The sequence below is a fragment of the Streptomyces sp. NPDC004031 genome (assembly GCF_053604375.1).
Map to the genome: position 1 here is coordinate 100096 of NZ_JBSGHL010000008.1, position 25330 is coordinate 125425.

The 25330-nt window shown below is 72.9% G+C and carries 23 protein-coding genes, 1 tRNA gene and 2 pseudogenes; 10 read left to right on the top strand and 16 right to left on the bottom strand.

Going from position 1 to position 25330, the window contains the following annotated elements; translation table 11 throughout:
• Positions 1 to 350: 350 nt before the first annotated feature.
• On the bottom strand, positions 351 to 1610 hold the full coding sequence (gene purD / locus ACWERV_RS07220; RefSeq protein WP_452929847.1) for a phosphoribosylamine--glycine ligase: 1260 nt from the start codon (positions 1608 to 1610) through the stop codon (positions 351 to 353).
• A gap of 192 nt (positions 1611 to 1802) precedes the next feature.
• On the opposite strand from purD, the gene ACWERV_RS07225 reads away from it, so the two are divergent.
• On the top strand, positions 1803 to 2684 hold the full coding sequence (locus ACWERV_RS07225) for an SLATT domain-containing protein (protein ID WP_452929850.1): 882 nt from the start codon (positions 1803 to 1805) through the stop codon (positions 2682 to 2684).
• Between the two features lie 39 nt (positions 2685 to 2723).
• Here the strand turns inward: ACWERV_RS07225 and ACWERV_RS07230 are convergent, their stop codons facing one another.
• The gene (locus ACWERV_RS07230; protein WP_398175864.1) at positions 2724 to 3377 is read right to left on the bottom strand and encodes a hypothetical protein; all 654 of its coding nucleotides are present in this window, start codon (positions 3375 to 3377) and stop codon (positions 2724 to 2726) included.
• Positions 3378 to 3432: 55 nt separating this feature from the next.
• On the bottom strand, positions 3433 to 4131 hold the full coding sequence (locus tag ACWERV_RS07235; RefSeq protein WP_398175862.1) for a GntR family transcriptional regulator: 699 nt from the start codon (positions 4129 to 4131) through the stop codon (positions 3433 to 3435).
• Positions 4132 to 4393: 262 nt separating this feature from the next.
• Here ACWERV_RS07235 and ACWERV_RS07240 point away from each other — a divergent pair, with 262 nt between their 5' ends.
• Entirely contained in the window at positions 4394 to 6103 is a 1710-nt protein-coding gene (locus tag ACWERV_RS07240) for a serine/threonine-protein kinase (protein ID WP_452929854.1), read from the top strand.
• 65 nt (positions 6104 to 6168) lie between these two features.
• Here the strand turns inward: ACWERV_RS07240 and ACWERV_RS07245 are convergent, their stop codons facing one another.
• On the bottom strand, positions 6169 to 7452 hold the full coding sequence (locus ACWERV_RS07245; protein WP_398175858.1) for an adenylosuccinate synthase: 1284 nt from the start codon (positions 7450 to 7452) through the stop codon (positions 6169 to 6171).
• 193 nt (positions 7453 to 7645) lie between these two features.
• On the opposite strand from ACWERV_RS07245, the gene ACWERV_RS07250 reads away from it, so the two are divergent.
• Positions 7646 to 8437 (top strand): diacylglycerol kinase family protein, encoded by a 792-nt coding sequence (locus tag ACWERV_RS07250; RefSeq protein ID WP_398176094.1) that lies wholly within the window; start codon positions 7646 to 7648, stop codon positions 8435 to 8437.
• A gap of 12 nt (positions 8438 to 8449) precedes the next feature.
• Here the strand turns inward: ACWERV_RS07250 and ACWERV_RS07255 are convergent, their stop codons facing one another.
• Positions 8450 to 8956 (bottom strand): GbsR/MarR family transcriptional regulator, encoded by a 507-nt coding sequence (locus ACWERV_RS07255; protein WP_452930033.1) that lies wholly within the window; start codon positions 8954 to 8956, stop codon positions 8450 to 8452.
• 154 nt (positions 8957 to 9110) lie between these two features.
• Here ACWERV_RS07255 and ACWERV_RS07260 point away from each other — a divergent pair, with 154 nt between their 5' ends.
• The gene (locus ACWERV_RS07260) at positions 9111 to 10037 is read left to right on the top strand and encodes an ATP-binding cassette domain-containing protein (RefSeq protein WP_452929857.1); all 927 of its coding nucleotides are present in this window, start codon (positions 9111 to 9113) and stop codon (positions 10035 to 10037) included.
• Between the two features lie 62 nt (positions 10038 to 10099).
• Positions 10100 to 11638, top strand: a complete 1539-nt coding sequence (locus ACWERV_RS07265; RefSeq protein ID WP_452930035.1) for an ABC transporter permease — start codon at positions 10100 to 10102, stop codon at positions 11636 to 11638.
• A gap of 56 nt (positions 11639 to 11694) precedes the next feature.
• On the opposite strand, the gene ACWERV_RS07270 is transcribed toward ACWERV_RS07265, so the two are convergent.
• From ACWERV_RS07270 to ACWERV_RS07290, 5 genes are all read right to left on the bottom strand, one after another.
• Positions 11695 to 12936 (bottom strand): cytochrome P450, encoded by a 1242-nt coding sequence (locus tag ACWERV_RS07270; RefSeq protein WP_452929860.1) that lies wholly within the window; start codon positions 12934 to 12936, stop codon positions 11695 to 11697.
• Entirely contained in the window at positions 12933 to 13766 is an 834-nt protein-coding gene (locus tag ACWERV_RS07275; protein ID WP_452929863.1) for an MBL fold metallo-hydrolase, read from the bottom strand. The genes ACWERV_RS07270 and ACWERV_RS07275 overlap by 4 nt, the downstream gene beginning before the upstream one ends.
• Positions 13763 to 14707, bottom strand: coding sequence for an NUDIX hydrolase (locus ACWERV_RS07280; protein ID WP_452929866.1), 945 nt, complete (start codon positions 14705 to 14707; stop codon positions 13763 to 13765). Before ACWERV_RS07280 ends, ACWERV_RS07275 begins: the two co-directional genes overlap by 4 nt.
• Before the next feature lie 72 nt (positions 14708 to 14779).
• Positions 14780 to 15247 carry a RidA family protein gene (locus ACWERV_RS07285; RefSeq protein WP_452929870.1) on the bottom strand — a complete coding sequence of 156 codons (468 nt, stop codon included), beginning with the start codon at positions 15245 to 15247 and terminating at the stop codon, positions 14780 to 14782.
• On the bottom strand, positions 15244 to 15408 hold the full coding sequence (locus ACWERV_RS07290; protein WP_086020382.1) for a DUF4177 domain-containing protein: 165 nt from the start codon (positions 15406 to 15408) through the stop codon (positions 15244 to 15246). The genes ACWERV_RS07285 and ACWERV_RS07290 overlap by 4 nt, the downstream gene beginning before the upstream one ends.
• Before the next feature lie 174 nt (positions 15409 to 15582).
• Between ACWERV_RS07290 and ACWERV_RS07295 the strand changes: the two genes are divergently transcribed.
• The gene (locus tag ACWERV_RS07295; protein WP_452929873.1) at positions 15583 to 16713 is read left to right on the top strand and encodes an ArsA-related P-loop ATPase; all 1131 of its coding nucleotides are present in this window, start codon (positions 15583 to 15585) and stop codon (positions 16711 to 16713) included.
• Between the two features lie 13 nt (positions 16714 to 16726).
• Positions 16727 to 18064: an ArsA family ATPase gene (locus ACWERV_RS07300; protein WP_452929876.1), complete on the top strand. Its 1338-nt coding sequence runs from the start codon at positions 16727 to 16729 to the stop codon at positions 18062 to 18064.
• Positions 18065 to 18167: 103 nt separating this feature from the next.
• On the opposite strand, the gene ACWERV_RS07305 is transcribed toward ACWERV_RS07300, so the two are convergent.
• Positions 18168 to 18500, bottom strand: coding sequence for a WhiB family transcriptional regulator (locus ACWERV_RS07305; RefSeq protein WP_398175842.1), 333 nt, complete (start codon positions 18498 to 18500; stop codon positions 18168 to 18170).
• 375 nt (positions 18501 to 18875) lie between these two features.
• Here ACWERV_RS07305 and ACWERV_RS07310 point away from each other — a divergent pair, with 375 nt between their 5' ends.
• On the top strand, positions 18876 to 21158 hold the full coding sequence (locus tag ACWERV_RS07310) for a transglycosylase domain-containing protein (protein WP_452929879.1): 2283 nt from the start codon (positions 18876 to 18878) through the stop codon (positions 21156 to 21158).
• An 81-nt stretch (positions 21159 to 21239) separates the two neighbouring features.
• Here ACWERV_RS07310 and ACWERV_RS07315 read toward each other — a convergent pair whose 3' ends face one another.
• Positions 21240 to 21701: a GatB/YqeY domain-containing protein gene (locus ACWERV_RS07315; protein WP_452929882.1), complete on the bottom strand. Its 462-nt coding sequence runs from the start codon at positions 21699 to 21701 to the stop codon at positions 21240 to 21242.
• Positions 21702 to 21775: 74 nt separating this feature from the next.
• Between ACWERV_RS07315 and ACWERV_RS07320 the strand changes: the two genes are divergently transcribed.
• Positions 21776 to 22741, top strand: a complete 966-nt coding sequence (locus tag ACWERV_RS07320) for a metallophosphoesterase (RefSeq protein WP_398175836.1) — start codon at positions 21776 to 21778, stop codon at positions 22739 to 22741.
• Between the two features lie 17 nt (positions 22742 to 22758).
• Positions 22759 to 22832 (top strand) — tRNA-Pro (locus ACWERV_RS07325).
• Positions 22833 to 22908: 76 nt separating this feature from the next.
• Here ACWERV_RS07325 and ACWERV_RS07330 read toward each other — a convergent pair.
• The 4 genes and pseudogenes from ACWERV_RS07330 to ACWERV_RS07345 form a co-directional block, all read right to left on the bottom strand.
• A pseudogene (locus ACWERV_RS07330) lies at positions 22909 to 24076 on the bottom strand (tyrosine-type recombinase/integrase).
• Positions 24073 to 24222, bottom strand: a complete 150-nt coding sequence (locus tag ACWERV_RS07335; RefSeq protein WP_452930038.1) for an excisionase family DNA-binding protein — start codon at positions 24220 to 24222, stop codon at positions 24073 to 24075. The pseudogene ACWERV_RS07330 and the gene ACWERV_RS07335 overlap by 4 nt, the downstream one beginning before the upstream one ends.
• A pseudogene (locus ACWERV_RS07340) lies at positions 24211 to 24792 on the bottom strand (helix-turn-helix domain-containing protein); the annotation flags it as partial. The pseudogene ACWERV_RS07340 and the gene ACWERV_RS07335, both read right to left, overlap by 12 nt.
• A gap of 85 nt (positions 24793 to 24877) precedes the next feature.
• The gene (locus tag ACWERV_RS07345; protein WP_452929885.1) at positions 24878 to 25192 is read right to left on the bottom strand and encodes a hypothetical protein; all 315 of its coding nucleotides are present in this window, start codon (positions 25190 to 25192) and stop codon (positions 24878 to 24880) included.
• Between the last annotated feature and the right edge of the window lie 138 nt (positions 25193 to 25330).

Here is a 25330-nt window from a genome sequence, read left to right on the forward strand (position 1 = left end):
TTCCCACCCGCACCACCCGTGCGGCATGGACGTCGGCTTTCCGCCCCCCTGCGGGGCACATTCACCGTCGGCGGCGAACCGCAGTCCCCGAAACATCCACCCCCACCGGCGGGCAGCCGCTGAACCGGCGTGGAGGGGGACGGTGCGGGGTGCCCCCGCAGGAATGCGCTGGGAGGGGCTCAGCCTCTACGTAGGGGGGTGAAGGCGCATTCCGAGGAGGTGCCCCGTGGCGGCCCCCGCCCCAGCAACGGCGCCGCCGCGACAGGGGCGCGAGGAACTGCGCGAGCAACCCACCACCGGCAGAAGGTCGCGCGGCGAACCGCGAGAGGCACCCCGGAGCGCCCCCCACCTCACCCCGCAGCCGCGGACTCCGCGATGTCGGAGCGGTGGTGCGCCCCGTCGAGCCGCACCGCGGCGACCGCCGCATAAGCCGAGGCGCGCGCGGCGCCCAGATCCGTCCCGGTCGCGGTCACCGACAGAACGCGACCGCCCGCACTGACCACACCCCCCTCCGCGTCGAACCGCGTCCCCGCGTGCAGGACGTACGCGGCGTCGGACTCCGCCTCGGCGAGCCCGGTGATGGGGTCGCCGACGCGGGGCGTGCCGGGGTAGTTGTGGGAGGCGATCACGACGGTGACGGCCGCGTCGTCGCTCCACCGCAGCGCGGGGTACGCGGCGAGCTGCCCGGTCGCGGCGGCGCGCAGCAGCCCGGCGAGGGGGCTGCGCAGCCGCGCGAGGACGACCTGGGTCTCGGGGTCGCCGAAGCGCGCGTTGAACTCGATGACGCGGACGCCGCGGGAGGTGATGGCGAGCCCGGCGTAGAGGAGGCCCGCGAAGGGCGTGCCGCGGCGGCGCATCTCGTCGACGGTGGGCTGCAGGACGGTCCGCTCGACCTCGTCGACGAGTTTGGGGTCGGCCCACGGGAGCGGCGAGTACGCGCCCATGCCGCCGGTGTTGGGGCCTTCGTCGCCGTCGAGGGCGCGTTTGAAGTCCTGGGCGGGCTGGAGGGGGACGACGGTGTGGCCGTCGGTGACGGCGAAGAGCGAGACCTCGGGTCCGTCGAGGTATTCCTCGATGACGACCCGGCCGGAGGGCGCGGCGACGCAGGCGAGCGCATGCTCGCGGGCCGCGGCGGCGTCGTCGGTGACGACGACGCCCTTGCCCGCGGCGAGCCCGTCGTCCTTGACGACGTAGGGCGCGCCGAAGGCGTCGAGCGCGCGGTCGATCTCGTCGGCGGTGGCGCAGACGTAGGAGCGCGCGGTGGGCACACCGGCCGCGGCCATGACGTCCTTGGCGAAGGCCTTGGACCCTTCGAGCCGGGCGGCTTCCCCGGAGGGGCCGAAGCAGTCGATGCCGCGGGCGCGGACCGCGTCGGCGACTCCGGCGACGAGCGGGGCCTCCGGGCCGACGATGACGAAGTCGGCGCCGAGGTCGGCGGCGAGCGCGGCGACGGCGGCGCCGTCGAGGATGTCGACCGGGTGCAGCTCGGCCACGTCCGCGATGCCCGCGTTGCCCGGGGCGCAGTGCAGGGACGTGACGTCGGGGTCGAGGGACAGGGAACGGCACAGGGCGTGTTCGCGGGCTCCGCCGCCGATGACAAGGACCTTCACGCGCACCAGGGTAGTGGCCCGCACCGGCACCGCCGACCTCACTCTTTCGGGCGACCGCCGTCCGGGTCCCACACCTGCTCACGCAGCCCGCGGGGGCGGAAACCCGGGATCGTCCCCGCCGGGCCCCGGCGTTCGGCGCTAAGAAGAGAGCTTCGTCACTTCAGGTCACGGAGCGGTGCGAGGGAGCGTGCGGTGGGGCAGCAGGACATGCATCCCGAGGAGTCCCCTCGGGAGGAGCCTGAACGGCGGGCGCTGCACCCCCGGCACGACCCGTACGACGAGCGGTACGAGGGGCCGTACGACGAGCGGCGCGAGCCGTACGACGAGCGGCCGGAGGAGCCGCGCGACGCGGTGGAGGGCCCGGCGTACGGGCCGCCGGGCGGTGGCCGGGTGCGCCGCGAGGACCTGCGGGCGCTGCCCTTCCCGCGCGGGGACTGGGGGGAGCCCGCGCAGCGCCTGGACGAGCTGTACCGGTGGGCGGAGTGCGGGGCGCTGCGCACCGCGGACTGGTATCTGCGGGACCGGGTGTGGAAGCGCCGCGGGGCGCGTCTGCTGCGCTGCGGGGCGGCGGCGTTCGCCGCGGTGGGTGCGGCGCTGCCGCTCGCGGAGCTGGCGGGGGCGGGCGGGTCGCCGGTGGCGTGGGGGTATCTGGCGCTGCTGCTGGCGACGGTGTGCGTGGCCGCGGACCGTGTGCTGGGGCTGACGGCGGGCTGGATGCGGGACGTGGGCACCGCGCAGGGCGTGGAACGGCGGCTGGAGCAGTTGCGCTTCGACTGGGCGTCGGAGAGCGTGCGGGAGGTGCTGGGCCCGGCGGAGGGCACCGCGGGGGAGGCGGCTGAGCGCTGTCTGGCGATCCTGCGGCGCTTCTGCGACGACGTGGCGGACCTGGTCCGTATGGAGACGGCGGACTGGATGGTGGACTTCGGCCCGGGGTCGGCGGGGACGCCGCTGCGGACGCAGTCGCCCGCGTGGACCCCGGCCCGTACCGAGCCTCCGCCGCCGCCGCGCGTGCCGCATCCCAGTGCCCGGCCGACCATGCCGCGTCAGCGTCCGCCGGAGAATCCGCGGCCGTGACCGGCCCGGCGGTCCGCCGGGCCGGTCACGGGGGTGCGCTCAGCTGAAGACGATCATGGAGCCCTGGCCGAGCGAGCGGGTCGCCGCCGCGTGCAGGCCGAGCCAGACGTGGTGCTCGCGTGCGAAGGGCCCGGCGGGCGGTTCCGCGCCGGTGAGGGCGGGTTCCTCCAGCGTGGTGTGGCGCTCGGGCGGCGCGGGGGCCTGCGGCGGGTTGGCGGGGTCGATGCCGATCGCGGGCGCGACGAACTCCAGCTCGCGCAGCAGCCCGTGGCTGGAGCCCAGCGGGCCGCCGCTCTCCAGCAGTTCGTCGTTGACGACCGGGTGCGGGAAGTCCAGCGGCACGTAGGCGCCCGCGTGGTCGTAGTGCCACACCAGGTGGGAGGCCTGCGCGGTGCTCTCGAACATCTCCAGCAACTGCTCGTAGTCCCCGCCGAGTTCGTCGACGGGCGACACTTCGAGCCCTTGCAGGCTCAGCAGGTAGGCGCGGCGCAGGAAGTGCAGCGCGTCGTAGTCGAAGCAGGCGATGGGGGCGACGTCTCCGGACAGTCCGGGCATGTACGCGTAGACGGGCACGGGCGGCTGTCCGGCGTCGCCGAGTGCCTTGTCGTAGCGGGCGAGTTCCTCGGAGAAGGGGTTTTCCGGGCTGTGGCAGAGGACGTCCACCAGCGGCACCAGCCACAGGTCGCAGGCCACGTACGAACTCCATCCGGTCGGGGGCGTACAGCGTAAGTCGCCCGTGCCGGTCGCGTCAGGAGCGTGCGGGCGCCAGCTTTTCGAGCAGGGCGCGGGTGTGCGCGTTGGACTCCGCGGTGAGGGCGTGGACGGCGGCGGTGTCGCCCTGGGCGACGGCGTCGACGAGGGCGACGTGCCCGGCCCAGCAGACGCCCGCGGGGTCGGCGAGGGCGCGCAGGTGGGGGACGGCGTAGATCCACGTCTGGGTGCGGATGCGGTCGAGGAAGTCGCAGATGTGCGGGTTTCCGCGGATCGCGGACAGCTCGCGCCAGAAACGCAGGTCGCAGCCCGCGAGGACGTCGAGGCTGCCGGCCTGGGCGGCGTGCGCGGCGGCCTCGGCGCGGCGGCGGACGGAGGCCAGGACGTCGGCGGGGACCTCGCCCATGCCGCGTTCCCGGCCGGCCAGCTCGCGAAAGAAGGCCTCGACGACGAAGGCGCGGGCCTCGGTGAGGGAGCGGAAGTCGGCGGCGCTGAACTGCCGTACCTGGAAGCCGCGGTGCTGCTCGACGTCGAGCAGGCCCTGCGCGGCCAGGTCGACGAGCGCCTCGCGCACCGGGGTCGCGGACACCCCGTACAGCTCGGCGATCTCCTTGACGGTGAAGTGCCGGCCTGCCTGGAGGCGGCCGGTGAGCACCTCGTCGCGCAGGGCGTCGGCGATCTGCTGGCGCAGGCTGCTGCGCCGTACCGCCGCGGCCGGGCCGCCGGTCTCCGGCATCCCCGCCTCCTCACTCGCCGTGCTCGCCGTACTCGCCGTGCTTGTCCGCGCTCGCCGTGCCTGTTCGCGCTCGCCGGACGCGTCCTGCCCGCGGGCCGCGGTCGCTGCGGCGCGCGGTCCCGCAGGGGGACACCTTAGGCGAGGCCCGGCGGTGCCGCGCGCGGCCTCCGCACCTCCGTACGAAGTTTCGTACGCATATTCTTCGCTCTGGCAGGGGGGTGGCGCGCGCACGTCACGTCGGGGCGGAGACGGGGGAACACGCATGGTCGACCAGCTCAGAGCGGACGATCCGCAGCGGATCGGGGCCTACCGGCTGCTCGGCAGGCTGGGCACCGGCGGCATGGGCCGGGTCTTCCTCGCGCGTTCGGAGCGCGGCCGCACGGTCGCGGTGAAGCTGGTGCGCCCCGAACTGGCGGCGCAGGAGGAATTCCGCGGCCGTTTCCGCCGCGAGGTGCGCGCGGCGCTGCGGGTCGGCGGGACATGGACCGCGCCGGTGCTGGACGCGGACACCGAGGCGGAGATCCCCTGGGTGGCCACCGGTTATGTGCCGGGGCCCTCGCTGCACCAGGTGATCAAGGACTACGGGCCGCTGCCGGAGCGCTCGGTCGCGGTGCTCGCCGCGGGGCTCGCGCACGCGCTGACCGACATCCACACCGCGGGTCTGGTGCACCGCGACCTCAAGCCGTCCAATGTGATGATCACGATCGACGGCCCCCGGGTCATCGACTTCGGCATCGCCCGCGCCCTGGAGACGGTCGCCGACGGCAGCGGCTCGATCACCCACACCGGCGCCATGGTCGGCTCCCCCGCCTTCATGTCGCCCGAGCAGGTGCGCGGCGACCGTGTCACCCCGGCCTGCGACGTCTTCTGCCTCGGCTCCGTGCTGGCCTACGCGGCGACCGGGCTGCAGCCCTTCGGGGCGGCGAGCAGCGGGGTGCACGCCCAGATGTTCCGCATCGTGCAGGAGCCGCCGGACCTGACCGCGGTGCCGGAGGGCCTGCGCGCCCTGGTCGCCGCGTGCCTGACCAAGGACCCGGCGGACCGCCCCTCCCTCACCCGGGTCCTGGAGCTGATCGACGGCGCGCGGGGCGGGGCGGCGGCGCAGGAGCCCGACGCGGGGAGGGCCGAGCCGTGGCTGCCGGGCGCGATCGTGGCGCAGCTCGGGCGGCACGCCGTCCAACTGCTGGAGCTGGAGCTGGAGGCCGAGGCCGAGTCGGGGGCGGAGCCCGGGGCGGCGGCCACGGCGGCGGGCCGGACGGGTGCGCAGGCCCCGCCCCCGGAGCGCACCCCGCCGCCCGCGCCGGAGACAGTCGCACCGCCCGCTCCCGTGGCCCCGACCGCCGTGCAGGCCCCTGCTCCCCCGCCGCAGCCGCGGCGTGGGCGGCGCGGCGCGCTGGTGGCCGCCCTGGCGCTGCTCGCGGTCGCGGCGGGCGGCGCCACCGCGTACGTCCTGGTCCAGGGGAAGGGGCACGGCGCGCAGGGTGCGCCGCCCGCGACCGGCGCGCCGACCGCCGGGACCTCGTCGGCGGCGCCCGTCGTGACGTCGGTGTCCGGTGGCACGCCGAGCGCGTCGCAGGACCCGTCGCCCGCCGCGACGGACGGCGGGGACGGCACCGTCCGTGTCGAGCCGCCCGCGGACCTCGTCGGCACCTGGCAGACGTCCTACGGCACGGCGGCGGGCGTGACGGACTCGCGCACGCTGGTCATCGGCCCGGACGGCACGGTGACCCTCAACGGCGACCGCACGGACGGCGTCCACACCCTCTACCAGTGCCAGTGGCTGATGACGGTGACGGACGCGGGCTCGCCGGTCCGGCTGAGCCCGTCGTCGGTGGTCTCCGGCAAGCCCGCCGCCTCCTGCTCCCCGGGCAGCGCGACGACCCTCGTGCTGGAGGACGCCACGCACCTCAAGCGGCTCGGTGTGGCGGGCGAGAAGCACCCGCCGGTCTACAAGAAGCAGCCGGACGCGTAGCCGGGCAGCGGTAAGCCCCGCGCACCTGGTGCGCGGGGCTTACCGGAAGGGCCGTCAGACGCGGCTCACAGGAACGAGTTGATCTCGATCGTCTCGGTCCGGCCGGGGCCGACGCCGATCGCGGAGATCGGCGCCCCGGACATCTCCTCCAGCGCCTTGACGTAGCTCTGCGCGTTCTTCGGCAGGTCGGCGAAGGTCTTCGCCTTGGTGATGTCCTCCGACCAGCCCGGCAGGTACTCGTAGACCGGCTTGGCGTGGTGGAAGTCGGTCTGGCTGTAGGGCAGTTCCTCGACGCGGCGGCCGTCGATCTCGTAGGCGACGCAGACCGGGATCTGCTCCCAGCCGGTGAGGATGTCGAGCTTGGTCAGGAAGAAGTCGGTCAGGCCGTTGACGCGGGTGGCGTAGCGGGCGATCACCGCGTCGAACCAGCCGCAGCGCCGGTTGCGTCCGGTGGTGACGCCGAACTCGTGGCCCACCGTGCGCAGCCGCTCGCCGTCCTCGTCGAACAGCTCGGTGGGGAACGGCCCCGAGCCCACGCGCGTTGTGTAGGCCTTGAGGATGCCGATGACCCGGGTGATCTTCGTCGGGCCCACACCGCTGCCGGTGCAGGCGCCGCCGGACGTCGGGTTGGACGAGGTGACGAAGGGGTAGGTGCCGTGGTCGACGTCCAGGAGTGTGCCCTGGCCGCCCTCCATGAGCACGACCTTGCCCTCGTCCAGCGCCTGGTTGAGGATCAGCGCGGTGTCCGCGACGTAGTCCTTGAGCAGTTCGGCGTAGCCGAGGTACTCCTCGACGACCTGCTCGGTGCTGATCGCGCGCCGGTTGAAGATCTTCACCAGGATCTGGTTCTTGTCCTGGAGCGCCGCGTCGACCTTCTGCTGGAGGATCGATTCGTCGAACAGGTCCTGCACGCGGATGCCGACGCGGTTGATCTTGTCCGCGTACGCCGGGCCGATGCCGCGCCCGGTGGTGCCGATCTTGCGCTTGCCCAGGAAGCGCTCCGTCACCTTGTCGATGGTCTGGTGATAGGGCGTGATCAGATGGGCGTTACCGCTGATCAGCAGTTTGGAGGTGTCGACACCGCGCTCGCCCAGCCCGCTCAGCTCGGAGAGCAGCACGGCCGGGTCGACGACCACCCCGTTGCCGATCACCGGAGTGCAACTGGGCGAGAGGATCCCGGAGGGGAGGAGGTGGAGTGCGTATTTCTGGTCGCCGACAACGACGGTGTGTCCGGCGTTGTTGCCGCCCTGGTAGCGGACTACGTAGTCGACGGAGCCGCCGAGCAGGTCGGTGGCCTTCCCCTTGCCCTCGTCACCCCACTGAGCACCGAGCAGCACAAGTGCGGGCACAGGCGTACACCCCTTCCGGGCGGGGCATGTCCAACGTGCAGAGCCGTCGAAACCTGCCCCGGAATAGACGAAGCCCCTGACGCAAAGGCGCAAGGGGCTCTTGCACCGAGATTTTACCTGAGGAAGGACCAAGGTGTCGGCTCACCCTCCTGGGCATCCCCCGCCGGACTCCGTCCGGAGGTCGGACCTGCTGCTGGTCGTCGATCCGGCAGCGCGGGCGGCCGATGGCGAGTCCGTCCGAATTGCGAGAGATGTTCTTTTCGCGGGAGCCGCGTCGGTGAAGATCGTCTTCCCGGAGTCCGACGAGGAGGCCGAACGCGCCCTCGCCCACCGCGGGCGGCGCCGCCCCGTCCTGCTCGGTGACGACCTGGCCCTGCTGCGTACCGTACGGGCCCTGCACCGCGACCGCACCCTGCACGAGGCGCCGCTCGCCCTGGTGCCGATCGGCCAGCGCTCGGCGCTCGCCCGCGGCCTCGGCGTGCCCGGCGACGTCCCGGCCGCGGCCCGCGCGGTGCTGGACGGCTCCCACCGCGAGCTCGACCTGCTGGTCGACGAGAGCGGCGGCATCGTCCTGGGCGCCCTCAGCATCCCGTGCGGGGCGCCGCTCCCGCAGACCACCGCGCACTGGTGGACGCCCGTCGAGAAGACCGCCCGCCAGCTCGTGCGCACCCTGACCGCGCCGATACCCGCGGGCGGCCACCACCCGCCGCGGCAGCGGCTGCGCGTGGAGGCCGACGGGGTGCTGCTGGCCGATCTGGACCAGCCGGTGCAGGAGGTGTCCGTCCGCCCGGCGCCGGCCGGTCTCGCCGAGGTGTGCGTACGCCGCCCGGAGGGCGCGGGGCCGGTACGGGCGCGGGCCCGCACCGTCACCGTCTCGGGCCGCGACTTCCGCTACCGGGCCGACTCCGCCGTGACCGGCCCCGTCCGCACCCGCACCTGGACGGTCGAGCCCGCGGCCTGGCGGCTGACGGTGCCGCGGCACTGAGCCGCGGGGGCGTCAGGCCTCCTCGCGCCGCCCCTGCTGCTCGTGCCAGCGGTCGAGCAGGGCGACCAGCTCACGCTGGAGGAAGACGAAGAAGTCGGCGGTCTCGGCGAGCCGCCGCCCGGCCGGGCTGTCCTCGCCGAGGCTGTGCACGCCCGAGCGCAGCGTGGCCTCCCAGCGGCCGAGCATCTGCTCGCGGCTGGTGAAGGTCTCGAACCACTGGTCGCTGTGCAGCCGGTACAGCTCGCGCCGTGAGCCGGGGTGCCGCTCGCGGCCGATCAGCCCGGTCTGCGCGAGGTAGCGCACCGCGCCGGACACGGCCGCCGGGCTGACCAGCAGCCGGTCGGACAGCTCGGCCGAGCTGAGCGCGCCGTCCGGCGAGGCCAGCAGGGCGGCGAAGATCCGGGCGGGCATGCGCGGCATCCCGGCGTCGGCGAGCTGCCCGGCGAACCGCTCCACGAAGGCCGCCGCCTCCGGGTCCAGCCCCTCGCCGTCCGCCGCCGCCTCCTCTTGCGGGACCACGGGCGCGGCCGCGTCGCCCGCGGCGCCCTGCGGGCCGTCAAAAGTCCGTACTGGTTCCTGCTGCACCGTCCGCCTCCCGCTCCGGGCTCTGCTCCGAAAGTTTAACCCTTTCGTGAACTTCACAAATTTCTGAAGATAGCGTAGATTCCGAAGCATGAACCGGGCAATTCACGTGGCCGGACTGGTCAAGACGTTCGGCCGCACCCGCGCACTCGACGGGCTCGACCTCACCGTCGCCACCGGCGAGGTGCACGGCTTCCTCGGGCCCAACGGGGCCGGGAAGTCCACCACCATCCGCGTCCTGCTGGGCCTCATCCGGGCCGACGGCGGCACCGCCCGCCTGCTGGGCGGCGACCCGTGGCACGAGGCGGTCCCGCTGCACCGGCGCCTGGCCTACGTGCCGGGGGACGTCACGCTGTGGCGCAACCTCAGCGGCGGCGAGATCATCGACCTCTTCGGCAGGCTCGGCGGCGGCGCCACCGCCGCCCGCAGGAACGAACTGCTGGAGCGCTTCGAGCTGGACCCGACGAAGAAGGGCGGCGCCTACTCCAAGGGCAACCGGCAGAAGGTCGCCCTGGTCGCCGCCTTCGCCTCCGACGCCGAGCTGATCGTCCTCGACGAGCCGACGTCGGGCCTGGATCCGCTCATGGAGGAGGTCTTCCGCGACTGCGTGCGCGAGGCGCGCGACCGCGGCGCCACCGTGCTGCTGTCCAGCCACATCCTGGGCGAGGTCGAGGCGCTGTGCGACCGGGTGAGCATCATCCGCGCGGGCCGCACCGTGGAGTGCGGCGCCCTCGGCGAGCTGCGCCACCTCACGCGCACGACGGTGACGGCCGAACTGGACCGCGTCCCCGACGGCCTCGCCGACCTGCCCGGCGTGCACGACACGACGGTCGACGGCTGCCGCGTCACCCTCACCACCGACAACGACCGGCTCGCCGACCTGCTGCGCACCCTCGCCGACTGCGGCGTGCGCGCCCTCACCAGCCGCCCGCCGACGCTGGAGGAGCTGTTCCTGCGGCACTACACCACCGCGACGCCCGCACCCGCCCCGCTCGCCGCCCCCGGCGGCGCCCGGTGAGCACCCTCGCCCCCGCGGGCACCGCGACCCTGACCCGGCTGGCACTGCGCCGCGACCGGATCATGATCCCCGGCTGGGTCTACGCCATGGCCGCGACCGTCGCCGGCAGCTGCGCCTCCTACCGCTCGCTCTACGCCGACCAGGCCCAACGCACCGACTTCGCCCGCAGCACCAACGCCAGCGGCCCGCTGCGCGCCTTCTACGGCCCCGTCCACGACGCCCACAGCGTCGGCGCCCTGACCGCGTGGCGGCTCGGTGTCATCGGCGCCGCGCTGACCGCGCTGATGAGCATCCTGCTGGTCGTCCGGCACACCCGCGAGGAGGAGCAGACCGGGCGCCAGGAGATGCTCGGCTCCACCATGGTCGACCGGCGCGCGCCGCTGACCGCCGCCCTGTCCGCGGCGCTGGCCGCGAACACCGGCGTCGCCGTGGCCGTCGCCGCCGGGCTGACGGTGCTCGGCCAGGGCCTCGCGGGCTCGGTCGCGCTGGGCCTGCAACTGGCCGCCGCGGGCCTCGCCTTCGCGGGCGTCGCCGCCGTCGTCGCCCAGCTCACCGGGACCGCGCGGGCCGCCCGCGGCCTGTCCGGCGCGCTGCTGGGCGGCGCCTTCCTGCTGCGGGCCGCGGGCGACGCGGCCCGCCCGGACGCCTCCTCGCCGCTGGTGTGGGTCTCCCCGCTGGGCTGGCTGGAGCACCTGCACCCGTACGCGGGCGAATCCTGGTGGGTGCTCGCACTGCCCGCCGCCTTCGCCGCCGGATGCTGCGCCCTCGCCTACGCCGTGGTGGAGCGGCGCGACATCGGGACGGGCCTGCTGCCCGGCAGGCCCGGCCGCGCCACCGGGACGCTGCGCGGGCCGCTCGCCCTCGCCTGGCGGCTCCAGCGCGGCAGCCTGCTCGGCTGGGGCGCGGGCCTGGTCGTCGCCGGGGCGGTCTACGGCTCGGTCACCGACTCCGTCGGCGAGATCGTGGGCGACAACCACCAGGTCGACGACATCCTGCACCGCATGGGCGGCCACAGCGGCCTGACCGACGCCTTCCTGTCCACGGTCGTCGGCGTGTACGGCGTCGCGGCGGGCGCCTACGCGGTGCAGAGCCTGCTGCGGCTGCGCGCCGAGGAGACCGGCGGCGGCGCCGAGGCGCTGCTCGCCCACCCGGTGGGCAGGCTCCGCTGGGCGGCGGGCCATCTGCTGCACGCGCTGCTCGGCCCGGTCGCGCTGCTGGCCGCCGCGGGCGCGGCGACGGGCCTGGCGTACGGGCTGAGCGTGCACGACGTCGGCGGGCAGCTGCCGCGGCTGACGGGCGCGGCCGTCGCCCAGGCCCCCGCGGTGTGGGTCCTCGCGGGCCTGGGCCTGGCGCTCTTCGGGCTGCTGCCGCGCGCGGCGGCCGCCGCCTGGGGGCTGCTGGGCGCGTGCGTGCTGCTCGGGCAGTTCGGGCAGGTGCTGCGGCTGCCGCGGGCGGTGAGCGACCTGTCGCCGTTCACTCACCTGCCCGACCTGCCCGGCGCCCACCCGGACGCGGCCCCGTACGCCTGGCTGCTCCTCGCCGCCGCGGCGGCGGTCGCGGCGGGCCTGACGGGGCTGCGGCGCCGCGACCTCACGGGCTGAGGCGGCCGGGAAACGAGCGGGCGGGCGGGCGGCGGCGCGGGGCCGGGCCGACCGGCTCACCAGGTGACGAGCAGCTCGCGGATTCCGCGGATGACGTAGTTGGGACGCCAGGCCGGCTCGGCGGCCGGCTTCATCCCGGGGGCGTCGCGCAGGAACGCGCCGAAGGAGGCGGCCAGTTCCAGGCGGGCCAGCGGGGCGCCCAGGCAGTAGTGGATGCCGGCGCCGAAGCTGACGTGCTTGTTGCCGGCCGCCGGGCGGGTGACGTCGAAGCGCTCGGGGTCGTCGAAGCGGGCCGGGTCGCGGTTGGCCGAGCCGAACAGGAGGGCCACCTCGGAGCCGCGCGGGATCACCGTGCCGCCGACCTCGATGTCCTCCAGCACCCACCGCTCGAAGAGCTGGAGCGGCGTGTCGTAGCGCAGGACCTCCTCGACGCCGTCCGCGAGCGCGTCCGGCGAGGGCGCGGCCGCGGCCTGCGCCATGAGCCGCAGCTGGTCCGGGTGCCGGAAGAGGTGCAGCCAGCCCAGCGCGGTGGTGTTGACGGTGGCCTCGTGCCCGGCGTTGAGCAGCAGCGCGCAGGTGGAGACCATCTCCTGCTCGCTCAGCACGTCGCCGTCGTCGTGCACCGCGATGAGCGCGCTGATCAGGTCGTCGCCGGGGTCGGTGCGGCGGGCCGCGATCAGCTCGCGCAGATAGGCGGAGAACTCCTCGCTCGCCGTCACCGCCGCCCGCGCCGCGTCCGGGCCAGGGTTCAGCTCGTACATCGCCGTCATACCCGCCGACCAGGGCCGCAGCAGCGGGCGGTCGGCGGCCGGTATGCCCAGCATCTCCGCGATGACGGCCACCGGCAGCGGCTCGGCCACAGCGGCGTGCAGATCGCCGCCGCCCTCCGCGTACAGCGCCCCGACCAGCTCGTCCGCGAGCCGCTGCACGACCGGTGCCAGCTCCTCCACCCGGCGCGGGGTGAAGGCCTTGGCGACGAGCCGCCGGATCCGGGTGTGCGCGGGCGCCTCCAGGTCCAGCAGCCCGTTGTCGTTGAGGACGGTGAAGGGCTCCAGCTCGGCCGGCGGCGGGGTGCGGCCGAAGTCCTCGTGGCTGTAGCGGTGCAGATACGTACGGCCCAGGCGGCGGTCCCGCAGCAGGGCGCTGACGTCGTCGTGGTGCGGGATCAGCCACTGCCGGGTCGGCTCGGACCACAGCGCGCGGCCGGCCGCGCGCAGCTCCTGGTAGGCGGGGTAGGGGTCGGCGACGAAGGCGGGGTCGCGCGGGGTGAAGACATCGTTCAGGGTGAAAGTGCTCATGGCTGTTCGATCAGTCCGTGCTCTCGCAGGTAGTCCAGTTGGGCGCGCACCGACAGCTCGGCCGCCGGCCACAGCACGGGGTCGACGTCGGCGTAGACGTGGGCGACGACGTCCGCGGGCGTGCGCAGGCCCGCCTCGACGGCGGTCTCGACCTGGGCGAGCCGGTGGGCGCGGTGCGCGAGGTAGAACTCGACCGCGCCGCGCGCGTCCCCCAGCACCGGCCCGTGGCCCGGCAGCACGGTGTCCGCCTCGCCCGCGACGGTGAGGGCCTGGAGGCGGCGCAGCGAGTCCAGGTAGTCGCCGAGCCGCCCGTCGGGGTGGGCCACCATCGTCGTGCCGCGGCCCAGCACCGTGTCGCCGGTGAGCACGGCCGCGTCGGCGGGCAGCAGAAAGGACAGCGAGTCCGAGGTGTGGCCGGGCGTCGCGACGACCCGCAGCTCCAGGCCGCCGGTCGTCACCGTGTCGCCCTCGGCCAGCCCCTCGCCGCCCAGCCGCAGCGCCGGGTCCAGCGCCCGCACCGCGGTACCGGTCAGCTCGGCGAAACGGGCCGCGCCCTCGGCGTGGTCCGGATGCCCGTGCGTGAGCAGCGTCAGCGCGACGCGCTTGCCCGCGTGCTCGGCGGCCGCGACGACCGCGGCCAGGTGCCCCTCGTGCAGCGGCCCCGGATCGACGACGACGGCCAGGTCGGAATCCGGCTCGGCGAGGATCCAGGTGTTGGTGCCGTCCAGCGTCATCGGCGAGGGGTTCGGGGCGAGCACGCACAGCGCGCGGGCCGTCGCCCACCCGCCGACCGCCGCGTGCGGCGCCCCCGGCGCCGTCCCCGCGCTCACCGGTCCGCCGCCTGTCCGCGTATGAGGCCGGGCTGTACGGGGTCGGGGCGTACGGGGTCGGGCTGTACGGGGTCGGGCCGCACGTGACGGGGCTGCGCGGGGTCGGGCCAGCTCAGCAGCACCGTGCCCGCCTCGTCCACGGTGGCCGTCGCCATGACCGGGGCGAGGTCCCGCTTTTCCGTCGCGGCGAGCGCGTCCGCCGCGTGGCCGTACGGCAGCAGGTCGCGCAGCATCGTGATCGTCGGCGGGAGCATCGTCAGCTCACCCCGGTCGAAGGCGGCGACCGCGTCGGGGGCCGTGAGCCACACCGTACGGTCGGCCTCGCCGGACACGTCCCGGGTGCGCTGGCCCGCGGGCAGGGCGGCGAGGAAGAACCAGGTGTCGTACCGCCGCTCCTCGAACTCCGGGGTCACCCAGCGGGCGCACGGCCGCAGCAGATCGCTGCGCAGGGCCAGGCCGCGGCGGTCCAGGACCTCCGCGAAGGACACGTCGTGACGGACCAGGGCGGTGCGGTCGGCCTCCCAGTCGGCCCCGGTCGTGTCCGCGACCAGACCCGCGCCGTCCGCCGGACCGGCCAGCAGCACGCCGGACTCCTCGAACGTCTCGCGCACCGCCGCGCACACGATCGCCTGGGCCGCGGCCGGCTCCACCCCGAGCAGCGCGGACCACTCCGTGAGGCCGGGCCCGGCCCAGCGCACCGGGCGCTCGTCCCGCGGATCCACCCCGCCGCCGGGGAAGGCGTACATCCCGCCGGCGAAGGCCATCGACGTCCGTCGCCGCAGCAGGTGCACGGCGGGGCGCCCGCCGGACACGTCGTCCCTGAGCAGCAGCACGGTGGCCGCGCGGCGTGGTGTCGCGGGGGTCAGCTCCCCCCGGGCCAGGGCCCGCACCCGCTCGGGCCACCCCGGCGGCTGGCCCGCCGCGCCGTTCGTCACCGTCATGAGCCGGACTCTACGTGGCGGGACCGTTTTGTACGAGGGTGCGCTGTGCGCTGCCGCGCGGGGTGCGCGTTCTCAGGGGAGGAGCTCGACCTGGATCTCGACCTCGACCGGCGCGTCCAGCGGAAGGACCGCGACCCCTACCGCGCTGCGCGCATGCACGCCCTTCTCCCCAAGGACCTCCCCGAGAAGCTCGCTCGCCCCGTTGACGACGGCCGGCTGCCCCGTGAAGTCGGCAGCGGACGCGACAAAGCCCACGACCTTGACGACACGCGCGATGCGGTCGAGGTCGCCGGCGACGGACTTGACCGCCGCGAGCGCGTTGAGCGCGCAGACCCGCGCCAGCTCCTTCGCCTCCTCCGGCGTGACCTCGGCCCCGACCTTGCCGGTGGCCGGCAGCTTGCCGTCCACCATGGGCAGCTGGCCCGACGTGTACACGTACGCCCCGGACCGTACGGCCGGCTGGTACGAGGCCAGCGGCGGGACGACCTCGGGCAGTGTCAGGCCCAGCTCCGCGAGCCGGGTGGCGACGGCGCCGCTCACGCGTCCTTCTCCCGCTTGAGGTAGGCCACCAGCTGCTCGGGGTTGTTGGGGCCGGGCACGACCTGGACCAGCTCCCAGCCGTCCTCGCCCCAGGTGTCGAGGATCTGCTTCGTCGCGTGCACGAGCAGCGGCACGGTCGCGTATTCCCACTTCTTCGCCATGGCGCGACCTTATCGCCTCGCCCGCCGCCGGACCGGGCGCCCGGCGGGGCGGGCCGGGGCCGCGCGGCGCGGGCCGCAGCCGGGGCCGGAAACGTGACGACCGTCGCACGCGAAACCGCCACGAGCATCTCTCCCAGCACCACCCTGCCGCGGGGAAGGAATTAGGCTCGCCAGGTGAGCGCTCAACAGTCATCCGCCGTCAGGCTCCACATCGTGACGGGCAAGGGCGGCACGGGTAAGACCACGGTCGCCGCCTCGCTGGCGCTCGCCCTCGCGGCGGAGGGCCGCCGGGTGCTGCTGGTGGAGGTCGAGGAGCGGCAGGGCATCGCACAGCTCTTCGAGACGGAGGCGCTGCCGTACGAGGAGCGCAGGATCGCCTCGGCGTCCGGCGGCGGCGAGGTGCACGCGCTCGCCATCGACGCCGAGCTGGCGATGCTCGACTACCTGGACATGTTCTACAAACTGGGCCGCGCGGGCCGGGCCCTGCGCAAGCTCGGCGCGATCGACTTCGCCACCACCGTCGCCCCCGGCATCCGGGACGTGCTGCTCACCGGCAAGGTGTGCGAGGCGGTGCGGCGCAAGGACAAGGCGGGCTGGCCGGTCTACGACGCGGTGGTGCTGGACGCCCCGCCGACCGGCCGCATCACCCGCTTCCTGAACGTCAACGACGAGGTCGCCGGGCTCGCCCGGATGGGCCCGATATACAACCAGGCGCAGTCGGTGATGCGGGTGCTGAAGTCCCCGCAGACCGCGATCCACCTGGTGACGCTGCTGGAGGAGATGCCGGTCCAGGAGACCATGGACGGTGTCGCCGAGCTGCGGTCCGCCGGGCTGCCGGTCGGCGCGGTGATCGTCAACATGGTGCGGCCGGTACTGCTGGCCGACGGTGACATCGCCAAGGCCGCCGCCGACAGCGGCGCGGTGGCCGCGGGCAAGCGGCGTACCGCGGTGGCGAAGGCCCTGTCGCAGGCGGGCCTGGGCGGCGCGCGGCGCGGCGGGGTGGCCGAGCGGCTGGTGGACCCGCTGCTGGAGCAGGCCCACGAGCACGCCCAGCGGGTGGTGCTGGAGCGCGAGCAGCGCGCCGAGATCGCCGCGCTCGGCCTGCCGGTGCGCGAGCTGGAGCTGCTGGGCGACGGCGTCGATCTCGGCGGCCTCTACCGGCTGGCCGACAGCCTGCGCAAGCAGGCCGTACCCGGCGTCCCCGCGGCCGGCGGCGTACCGGCGGACGTACCCGGCGACGTATTCGGGGACGAACCGGACGGCGAACCGGACGACGACGCCACGGCCGAGGACGACGACGCGTGAAGCGAGTGGTGACATGAGCCTGGAGAGCCCCGAGCTGGAGATCGACCCGCTGCTCGACGACCCGAAGACCCGGATCGTCGTGTGCTGCGGCTCCGGCGGCGTCGGCAAGACCACGACCGCCGCGGCGCTGGGCGTGCGCGCGGCCGAGCGCGGCCGTACCGCGGTGGTGCTGACCATCGACCCGGCGCGGCGGCTCGCACAGTCGATGGGACTGACCGAGCTGGACAACACACCGCGTGAGGTGGCTGGAATCGATCGGTCGGCCGGCGGCTCACTGCACGCGATGATGCTGGACATGAAACGGACGTTCGACGAGGTCGTGGTCCAGCACTCCGACCCGGAGCGCGCCAGGGCCATCCTGGAGAACCCGTTCTACCAGTCGCTGTCGGCCGGATTCGCCGGTACGCAGGAGTACATGGCGATGGAGAAACTGGGCCAGCTGCGCGCACAGGACGCGTGGGACCTGATCATCGTCGACACCCCGCCGAGCCGCAGCGCGCTGGACTTCCTGGACGCCCCCAAGCGGCTCGGCTCCTTCCTCGACGGCCGCTTCATCAAACTGCTGATGGCGCCCGCGAAGGTCGGCGGCCGGGCCGGGGTGAAGTTCCTGAACATCGGGATGTCGATGATGACCGGCACCCTCAACAAGGTCATGGGCGCCGGTCTGCTGCGCGACATCCAGACCTTCGTGGCCGCGATGGACACCATGTTCGGCGGCTTCCGCACCCGCGCCGACGCCACGTACCGGCTGCTCCAGGCGCCCGGTACGGCCTTCCTGGTCGTCGCGGCCCCGGAGCGGGACGCGCTGCGCGAGGCGGCGTACTTCGTGGAGCGGCTCGCCGACGAGGACATGCCGCTCGCCGGGCTCGTCCTCAACCGGGTGCACGGCAGCGGCGCGGCCCAGCTGACGGCGGAACGGGCGCTCGCGGCCGCGGAGGCGCTGGAGGACGCGGCGGCGGAAGCTGCGGAGGAGAGCGCGCACACGGCGCGGACCGGTGAGCGTGACGTGGCTCTCACCGAAAAAAATCCGGACCGCCGCATTGTGGATCACGGGGCCGGGCATGCTGATTCCCGGCAGGACCGACCGGACGACGCCGGTACGGCCGACACAACCGAGGGCGCGGGCGACACCGCCACGGCCGGCACCGAGCGGCTCGCTGCGGGTCTGCTGCGCCTCCATGCCGAACGCATGCAGGTGGTCGCGCGTGAACGACGCACCCGCGACCGCTTCGTGTCCGTCCACCCGGAGGTGCCGATGGTAGAGGTCACCGCCCTGCCGGGCGATGTGCACGACCTGGAGGGCCTGCGGGCCATCGGGGACGAACTCGCGGAGGGGCCGACCGCGGCCTGATCCTCGTTCGAGCGGGAGCGCGGGCGAGGGCGAGGACGCGAGGAGGACGCGGGGCCGGGCTGAGCCGGAGGCGCGGAGCCGAGCTGAAGCCGGAGGCGGGAGGTCAGCCCGCCGCGGCGTAGTCGTCCTCGTCGCCGAGCGGCAGCAGGCCGGTGCTGCGCTCGTACTCGGTCCGCGCGGTCTCCAGCAGTCTGCGCCAGGATGTGACCGTTGGGCGGCGGCGCAGCAGCGCCCGGCGCTCGCGCTCGGTCATACCCCCCCACACCCCGAACTCGACCCGGTTGTCGAGCGCGTCCGCCAGGCACTCGGTGCGTACCGGGCATCCGGTGCACACCGCCTTCGCCCGGTTCTGTGCCGCGCCCTGGACGAAGAGTTCGTCCGGGTCCGTCGTCCTGCAAGCCGCCTGCGTGCTCCAGTCGGTAACCCAGCTGCTCATGCTGGCGCCGTCCTCTCCCGAATTCGAGGCTCCCCCACGGCGGCACGCGGCATATTCACCGCTGCCAGATGAGGACGTTACGGAAGGTAGGCGCGGCGCAACAGCCCTTTCAGGCCCAATCTTGCATGGCCCGAATGGACTATGCGTGCGCGGCAGATCACCCAACGGAGTGACCGCAGGTGCGCGTCGGGCATATGGGGCGCCCTACGCCATATGTGGGCGCCATATGCGCGCGCACGCCAACAGCCATCACCCACACGAGTGATGACGAAGGCGGACTGTGGACACGGGCGCGCCGACGTTCGCACCCTGTCTGTTACAGACTAGGCGAACACCTGGGCGTACGTCCGGGGATTCGCCACGTAGGCTGCCTTCATGGCTCACAAGCGTTCTGGCGGGGGGCTGTCCTCGGCCCAGCAGGCCGCCAAGTTCCTCGGCGTCAGTGTTCTGGCCGGCGCCGTCCTGGCGGGCATCGCACTGCCCGCGGTCGGCGCGATAGGCCTGTCCGCCAAGGGCACCGCCTCGGGCTTCGACGACCTGCCGGGTGAGCTGAAGGCCCCGCCGCTGAGCCAGGCCTCGAAGATTCTCGACCGCAACGGCGGCCTCATCGCCACGGTCTACTCGCGTGACCGCACGGTCGTCCCGATCGAGAAGATGAGCCCGAACATCCTGAACGCCATCGTCGACATCGAGGACGCGCGCTACTACGAGCACGGCGCCCTCGACCTGAAGGGCATCCTGCGCGCCCTCAGCAACAACGCCTCCGACGGCGGCACCCAGGGCGCGTCCACCTTGACGCAGCAGTACGTCAAGAACGTCTTCGTGGAGGAGGCCGGCGACGACCCCGACAAGGTCGCCCAGGCCACCCAGCAGACGATCGGGCGCAAGATCAAGGAGATGAAGTACGCGATCCAGGTCGAGAAGGAGCTCGGCAAGAAGAAGATCCTGGAGAACTACCTCAACATCACCTTCTTCGGCGAGCAGGCCTACGGCATCGAGGCCGCCTCGCAGCGCTACTTCAGCACCTCCGCGAGCAAGCTCACCCTGCCCCAGGCCGCGATGCTGGCCGGCATGGTGCAGTCGCCCAGCCGCTACGACCCGGTCACCAGCCCGGACGCCGCCCTCGCCCGGCGCAACACGGTGCTCATGCGGATGGGCCAGCTCGGTGACATCACCCCGGCGCAGGCGGCCGCCGCGCAGAAACAGCCGCTGGGTCTGAACTACAAGGGCTCGAAGAACGGCTGCATCACCGCCGTCAACGGTGCCGGCTTCTTCTGCGACTACGTGCGCAACACGTTCCTGACGAACGCCGCCTTCGGCAAGACCAAGGCCGACCGGCAGAAGGCGTGGGACACCGGCGGTCTGACGATCACCACGACGCTCGACCCCAAGGCGCAGAAGTCGCTGCTCAAGGGCCTGAGCGAGCACGTCTACCAGAGCGACAAGTTCGTCGCCGCGGACACGATGGTGCGCCCCGGCACGGGCGAGGTCGTCGCCATGGGCCAGAGCAAGCCGTACGGCTTCGGCAAGAACCAGACGCAGATCAACCTGTCGGTCGACAAGGCCATGGGCAGCAGCGTCGGCTTCCAGCAGGGCTCGACCTTCAAGCCGATAACCGCCGCCGCGGCCCTGGAGGCCGGGTTCAAGCCCGACCAGGCGTACGAGTCGCCCTACCACATGGACCGCTACCCGGACGTCACCAACTGCTCGGGCGAGACCATCCACGCCGGGCCCGACGAGGGCACGCAGAACGAGAGCCCGAGCGAGGTCGGGCCGTACTCGATGCCCGACGCGCTCAAGCACTCGATCAACACCTACTTCGTGGCGCTGGAAGCAGACGTCGGCCTGTGCCCGGTCGTCACCATGGCGGGCAAGCTCGGCATCGTCCGGGCCGACGGCAGGGCCATGATCCAGGGCGCCTCGCTGACCCTGGGCACCAACGAGGTCTCGCCGCTGTCCGTCGCCGCCGCCTACGCCGCCTTCGCCAACCGGGGCGTCTACTGCACCCCGATCGTGATCAAGGCGGTCAAGGGCCCGGACGGCAAGGCGATGCAGGTGCCGAAGAGCCTGTGCAGCCGCGCGATGTCGCAGAACACCGCGGACACGATCAACAGCATGCTCAAGGGCGTCGTCGACGACGGTACGGGTTCAAAGGCCGACCTGCCGGGCCGCGACACGGCCGGCAAGACCGGTACGACCGATGACCGCAGGGACGCCTGGTTCGCCGGCTACACCCCGCAGCTCGCCTCCGCGGTCTGGCTGGGCGACCCGTTCGGCGCGGGCCCCGGCGGCAAGCGCCTGTCGATGCAGTACGGCGCCAAGGAGAACGGCGGCGACGGCCACGGCCACGGCGGCATAAAGGTCAAGATCGGCCCGGAGACCTTCCAGAAGGTCGAGGGCGCGACCGGCCCCGCGCCGATCTGGAAGGACGCGATGTCCGGCGCCCTGGACGGCACGGACAACGAGCACTTCATCACGGTGCAGCTGCCCGGCTCGGTCCCCCGCAACAACGACCCCGGCCAGGGCCAGAACCAGCAGCCCCCGACCAACGGCGGCGGCGTGCCGACTCCTCCGGACTTCAGCTTCCCGCCGTTCAACGGCGGGGGCGGCGACAACAAGGGCGGCGGCGGAAACGGCCGCGGCGGGAACGGCCCGTAACGGCGGGTCGGTGAGCCACAGGTAAGGGGCGCCCTCCTATGGGGGGCGCCCCTTACCTGTGCTTTGCGTACGGGGAGGGGCTCAGCCGGCGGCCAGCTGGCGCTTGACCTCGGCGGCGACACGGCCGCCCTCCGCGCGCTTGGCGACCTTCGGGTTGACGACCTTCATCACGGCCCCCATGCCCTTCGGCCCCTGCGCGCCGGTCTCGGCGATGGCGTCCCGCACGATGGCGGCGATCTCCTCGTCCGTGAGCTGCTGCGGCAGATACGCGGCGAGCACCTCGCCCTCCTCCCGCTCACGCTGCGCGGACTCCGCGCGGCCGCCCTGCTCGAACGCCTCCGCGGCCTCCCGCCGCTTCTTCGCCTCGCGGCCGATCACCGTCAGGACCTCGTCGTCGGACAGCTCCCGGGCGGTGGTGCCGGCGACCTCCTCCTTGGTGATGGCGGTGAGGGTGAGCCGGAGAGTCGCGGAACGCAGCTCGTCCCGGCCCTTGATCGCCGAGGTGAGGTCGTCCTTGAGCCGCTGCTTGAGGGTCGTGGTCATGCCGTCGATTTTCGCACCCCGGGACGGGCACCGCCCCGTATTAAGAGTCACCGCGACTCTGACACGATGGAGGCATGCGCGCGCGATACGGAGTACCCCTGGGTGTGACGGCGGCAGGCGCGGCCTGTCTGGCCTATGCGGCGGGATTCGAAGCGAGGTCCTACCGGCTGCGCCGGGTGGAGGTCCCGGTGCTCCCGCGGGGGATGCGGCCGATCCGCATCCTCCAGGTGTCCGACATCCACATGGTGTCCGGCCAGCGCAAGAAGGCCCGCTGGCTCCAGTCCCTCGCGGGCCTGCGCCCCGACCTGGTCGTGAACACCGGCGACAACCTCTCGGACCCGACCGCCGTCCCCGAGGTGCTGGACGCGCTGGGCCCGCTGATGCGCTTCCCGGGCACGTACGTCTTCGGCTCGAACGACTACTACGGCCCGAAGTTCCGCAACCCCGGGCGCTACCTCGTCGAGAAGGCCCGCGGCCAGCACGGCCTCAACGGCAAGAGCCACAGCGCGCACGGCGTGATCCGCAACCCCTGGGGCGACCTGCGCGACGCCTTCGACGCCGCGGGCTGGGTGGGCCTGAGCAACAGCCGCGGCCAGGTCAAGCTCGACAACGGCCCCGTCCTGGGCCTGACCGGCCTGGACGACCCGCACATCAAGCGCGACCGCTACTCCGCGGTGGCCGGCGGCCCCGACCCGTCCGACGACTTCACCCTCGCCCTGGTCCACGCCCCCTACCTGCGCGTCCTGGACGCCTTCACGGCCGACCGCTACCCCCTCATCCTGGCCGGCCACACCCACGGCGGCCAGCTCTGCATCCCCTTCTACGGCGCCCTGGTCACCAACTGCGACCTCGACACCGACCGCGTCAAGGGCCTCTCCACCCACACCGCGACCGGCTCCACCTCCTACCTCCACGTCTCCGCAGGCTGCGGCACCAACCGCTACACCCCCCTCCGCTTCGCCTGCCCCCCCGAGGCCACCCTCCTGACCCTGACCCCCACCCCGGAAACCGGATTTCGCCCTCAGCCCCGCGTCCGCTAAAGTTAACCCCGTTGCACCGGGGTGTGGCGCAGCTTGGTAGCGCGCTTCGTTCGGGACGAAGAGGCCGTGGGTTCAAATCCCGCCACCCCGACTCCAAAGCAGCAGGTCAGGGCCCTAGACTCATCGAGTCTGGGGCCCTGATTCGTGCTGAGTGTCAAAGTGAGTGTCTACGGTTTCGGATCACGGGCGAAGATGCGGTCCATGGCTACCGCGCCGGTCTGGATGACGGGCCGGATCTGCTCCCGGTAGACCTCCTCCGTGACGGCCGTGCTGGGGTGCCCGACCAGCCGGGAGATCTCCTCCAGCGGCACCCCGTTGTCCGAGAGCAGCGACACGAAGCTGTGCCGGAGCTCCGGAGGCGTCCACTCGGCGGCGTCGATCCCCTCAGCCTTGCTGAGCGCCGCCCCGGAAGGCCCGGCGTACGTGGGAGGCGTCCTGCTCCTTCCCGACCGCAGAGGCGAGGACCAGGCCGTGTTCCTCCCAGCCGTCGCCGGCGGCAAGCCGGTCCCAGCCCTGGTCTTCCCAGTGCTGCCACAGCGCCTCCACGCAGCGCGCGGGCAGAGCGATCGTGCGGCGGGACTTCCGGGTCTTCGTGTCTCCCCCGGACCGCACAGAGCGCCACACAGCCATGTACGGCGGGATGGGCAGGTCCGCTTCCGGGTCCCCCTTGAGGAAGACGTGGTCCCACGTAAGAGCCCGCAGCTCCTCGGTGCGGGCGCCGGTGAGAAGCGAGACGACGATGTACGCGTGCATGTGAGTGCGCGCAGCCGCCGTGAGCACAGCTTCCGCCTGAGCGAAGGTCAGCGCCTTCGACGGCCGACCGGGCTGACCCTTGGGAACCTGGCACAGCTCAACGACGTTCCGTTTGACCTTGTCTCGCGCCATGGCCCGCTTAACCGAGCGGTTCAGGCAGGAACGGATGCCTTGCAGGGTGCTCGTACTGAGCGTCCTGGCCTTCTCAGCAAGCCATCAATCCACGTCTTCCGCACTCAGATCCCGAAGCTTCCGTGCGCCCAGCGAGGGGATCACGTGAGTCCGGCTGAGCCCGGCGGCTGTCTCCACGGTCTTCTCGTGTCGGCCGGCGAGCCCGAACATCAGCCAGTCGTTCACCGCGTTCTCCACCGTGTAGCTCGTGGGGGCGATGGCTAGACCGTCTTCGTAGTCCCGCAGAACTTCCTTGAGCTTGTTCTTCGCCTCGGTCTTCGTCCGGCCGCTCCCCCGCCGCACTATGCGCTTCCCGCTGGTGTCGTAGCCGAGTGAGGCGGCAGCAATCCAATGCTGCCGCTTCTCACTCCAGTACAGCCCGCCGTCGCCATGGGCGCGACGCTTGCTCATTTCCCTCCTCGGGCTTCGCGCTCCAAGAGCGCGACGTATTCGGTGATGGCGGGCTGCGGAACGAGTCGGGTCCGCCCCTGCTTGACCGTCCGAAGACGTCCAGCGCGGATCAACTCGTAAACGACACTGCGGCTCAGGCTGAGCACACGCGAAGCGGTGCCCTTCTTGCGTCGGTTGACGCCCCACAGGGTGTCGTCGCCGATCGAGCAGCAGCCGTGGAAGTAGCGGACGCCGTGGGTGCGGTGGTAGGTCGCGGGGTGCCGTTCGGGGTGACCGGCACGGGCCCTGCCGGAGCCGACGGTGGGGCGGATGCCGAGCGGCCCGAACTCGTCGAATGCAAACACGCGGTCGGGGAAGTGTTCCAGGACCTCTTTGATGCGGTCGAGCTTGGCGTTGCGCTCGGGGTCCGGTGACTCCTTCCAGGTCTTGGTGCGCTGGAAGGTGATGCCGCGGCGGGCGAGCAGGCACCGTAACGCCTCGCGGCCGATCCGGGCAGGCCAGGCCGATCTCGTTGAAGCGGTGAATCACCTCGCGGACGGTGTCCTCGTCGGCCTGCACCGGTTGGGCGATCACCGGCACCCGATTCCCGCCGGCCGAGGCCAGCAGCATCATCGCGCGCCGGAACCGCACCGAACTGGTTCTGCCCGACGCACGATCTGTTGGAGCTTCTGACCCTCCTGGTCGGTCAGTCTGCGCACACGGACAGGCTCAGCCATCACACCCCCAGTGGTCGGATCGGACGGTCACCGCAGCACCCAACCGCCACGGGGACTGTCGCGCCGACTGCCCCGCTCAGGGGCACTACTTCTCACGCAGGTTCTCGACCTCAGCGGCCAGCACGGCCATGCCACGCACGTGCGCGTAGTACTGAATTGCGTACTCGTCCTCGATCGCCGGGAGGACCTTGCCGAACACCGCCGTCAGACGCGTGAGGCCTGCGCGGTGCCGATCGGTGAGAGGTCCTTTGAGGACGCTCGTGGCGTAGCCGCAGGCGTCCGCATCGAGCATCACCATGTCCTGATCTTCGACGTCCAAGCCACGGAAGCCAGGCGGGAACGGCCGGGCCATGTGCTCGGCCATCATCCGTGAGAGCGCATCCAACTTCTCTTCGAACATGTCGGCGATCATCCCAGGCGCGCCCAGGCATCCCGGTGGGGTTCGCGCCACCCGGCGAACCCATGCGGTCACAGCACTGGTAACCCACCTTGAGAGGCCAGCGGAGGAGCCTCCCCGGGGGCCCTGTTTCGACGAGCT

Bases quoted from the DNA above. Each gene is read 5' to 3' on its own strand.
- ACWERV_RS07320 (WP_398175836.1), top strand. From the start codon at position 21,776: ATGCGCGCGCGATACGGAGTACCCCTGGGTGTGACGGCGGCAGGCGCG.
- ACWERV_RS07345 (WP_452929885.1), bottom strand. From the start codon at position 25,192: ATGTTCGAAGAGAAGTTGGATGCGCTCTCACGGATGATGGCCGAGCAC.
- ACWERV_RS07310 (WP_452929879.1), top strand. From the start codon at position 18,876: ATGGCTCACAAGCGTTCTGGCGGGGGGCTGTCCTCGGCCCAGCAGGCC.
- ACWERV_RS07315 (WP_452929882.1), bottom strand. From the start codon at position 21,701: ATGACCACGACCCTCAAGCAGCGGCTCAAGGACGACCTCACCTCGGCG.
- ACWERV_RS07290 (WP_086020382.1), bottom strand. From the start codon at position 15,408: ATGGCGAAGAAGTGGGAATACGCGACCGTGCCGCTGCTCGTGCACGCG.
- ACWERV_RS07235 (WP_398175862.1), bottom strand. From the start codon at position 4,131: ATGCCGGAGACCGGCGGCCCGGCCGCGGCGGTACGGCGCAGCAGCCTG.
- ACWERV_RS07300 (WP_452929876.1), top strand. From the start codon at position 16,727: ATGAGCCTGGAGAGCCCCGAGCTGGAGATCGACCCGCTGCTCGACGAC.
- ACWERV_RS07260 (WP_452929857.1), top strand. From the start codon at position 9,111: ATGAACCGGGCAATTCACGTGGCCGGACTGGTCAAGACGTTCGGCCGC.
- ACWERV_RS07240 (WP_452929854.1), top strand. From the start codon at position 4,394: ATGGTCGACCAGCTCAGAGCGGACGATCCGCAGCGGATCGGGGCCTAC.
- ACWERV_RS07305 (WP_398175842.1), bottom strand. From the start codon at position 18,500: ATGAGCAGCTGGGTTACCGACTGGAGCACGCAGGCGGCTTGCAGGACG.
- ACWERV_RS07280 (WP_452929866.1), bottom strand. From the start codon at position 14,707: ATGACGGTGACGAACGGCGCGGCGGGCCAGCCGCCGGGGTGGCCCGAG.
- ACWERV_RS07270 (WP_452929860.1), bottom strand. From the start codon at position 12,936: ATGAGCACTTTCACCCTGAACGATGTCTTCACCCCGCGCGACCCCGCC.
- ACWERV_RS07265 (WP_452930035.1), top strand. From the start codon at position 10,100: ATGATCCCCGGCTGGGTCTACGCCATGGCCGCGACCGTCGCCGGCAGC.